The sequence below is a fragment of the uncultured Campylobacter sp. genome (genome assembly GCF_938045405.1).
Taxonomy (GTDB): Bacteria; Campylobacterota; Campylobacteria; order Campylobacterales; family Campylobacteraceae; genus Campylobacter_B.
The window spans coordinates 1-1,948 of sequence record NZ_CALIMW010000222.1; the positions used below are offsets into that span (position 1 = coordinate 1).

At 33.5% G+C, this 1,948-nt stretch carries 2 protein-coding genes; both read left to right on the top strand.

Annotated features, from left to right (window positions below; genetic code table 11):
* Positions 1-1,006: hypothetical protein (locus Q0140_RS09140; RefSeq protein ID WP_297963936.1), on the top strand; the 1,006-nt coding region annotated here is incomplete at its 5' end.
* 17 nt (positions 1,007-1,023) lie between these two features.
* Entirely contained in the window at positions 1,024-1,575 is a 552-nt protein-coding gene (locus Q0140_RS09145; protein WP_297963938.1) for a hypothetical protein, read from the top strand.
* Positions 1,576-1,948 lie beyond the last annotated feature (373 nt).

The window sequence follows — 1,948 nt, forward strand, 5'->3', positions numbered from 1 at the left end:
ATATTTTTTGGATAAAGTGCGGCTTGAGGAATCAAAAAAGCTTCTAAACGAACAGTGCCGAAATTTAAAACAAAAGCTGCGAAAAGGCGCTAGCGCCGATATCTTTGACAATGCGGATTTAAGCGATGCAACGGATCGCAGATCATTAAATTCAAACGATGCAAATTTGAATAGCGAAAACCCTAAAGATACGAATTTTAATCAAACAGATCCCAAATCGCAAGCCGATTATCTTTGTGGCGCAAATTTTCGAGATAGAAATTTAAAAGGCACGAATTTAAACTCACAAGCCGAGGTAAAATTTCAAAATTTAAACCCAGGCGGTATTTCATCGCGGGGCGCTAAACCTCGTGATTACGACAAAGAGCCGATAATCATAAAAGACCACGCTATAATTTTAAATGCTATCATCGGCGCGATCTATATCATTACTACGATATTGATGGCGATATGCGGTAAATTTTCCGCCCAGCAAATTTTATTTCTCGTTTTGCTGGATTGCTATTTTCCGCTCAGAGCATTAAATAAATTCTCAAATTTCGGCAAGTGCTATATATGCTTTAAAAATGACGATATAACTCTATACTCTAAAAAGACGGAAGCCGTTTTATATGAGACCAAAATTTCAGATATAACTTGTATCAAACGAACCACGGGACCGTCATACCCCGAAATATCAAAAAAGACAAAATGCCTTATGCTGCTGTTTGCTTTTATATATTTGCTTTTAGTTTTTTTCGTAGCGGTAGTGATAGACGGAAGGGAGGAAAATTTTTGGATAATTTTTGCGGTAATTATATCTATTAGCTTCTTTCCTTTATTGCTATATAGGCTTTTTAACGGGCTAGGCTTTGATATTATAAATGACAGCATATTGATATATGACAAAAGTTCTTTTATAGAGGTTTCGTTTCTAAGTAGCAAAGAATACAGGGAGCTAAAAGCCTATTTTCTACTCAAAACAGGGAAAAATTTAGATAAAATCCCACCACAAATTTTCGTGTAGGCTATAAAGAATAAAAGATGAATAGAAAACAGAGGCTCGAAGAGCTAAAGAAAATTCTAAATGAACGGCATCAAAATTTAGAGCAGGGTTCAGGGCGGAATTTTGATGCCGAAAATTCTGATAGTAAAAATTTTAAATTTGAAAAACTCACGGATGACTCTACGATAAATACAAACGAAAAGCCTAATAAATTTGAACAAAATTCGAGTTGCACTCGTGATTACAATAAAGAGCCTTTAGCGCTCAAAGATAGGACTAGTTTTTATATAGTTCTTGCTACGGTATGCACGCTTGCGATTATGATTTTTATGTATTCATACGAACCCAATCAAACTAGATATAATCAGCTTTTTATAGTATTTCCATTTTTCGGATTGCCTATAATAATGGAATATTTTACAAATTTTTACAATAAGAAACTTGTAAAATTTTATAATGATCGAGTTACTTATTATACAAATAAAATGCCCAAAAAAACTATATTCTTATTTATTTTTATTCATCTAAAAATTTATATATTTTTTGGTTTTTTAAATTTCAACTTAGATTTATATTCTACGATAATATAATAATCCGAGGCAAGGATAAAGATATCGCCTTTACGATAGAAACTATGGACGACTACGTCAGGATAAAAGAATTTTTTATGAGGACAAAAGACATTGATTTGGACAAGACCCAGCGCCACGTATGGCTGGATTTAATTAATAATTAAAGAGCTTTATATGAAAGAAGCCTTAATCGACGAAGCCTTTAAATTTTAAAATTTAAAGGCGCGACTCTTAAAAATTGATCGTAATCTTTCTTGCGCAGAATCTATTTTATCATTTGGTTTATCGCGTTATGAATACGGCTACAAATTCTTAAATTCCATCTCTAGCTGCTTGCGCCAATCTTACAGCGAGCACTCTGCTCCAGCAGCGTATTTCTTTATAAGTACGC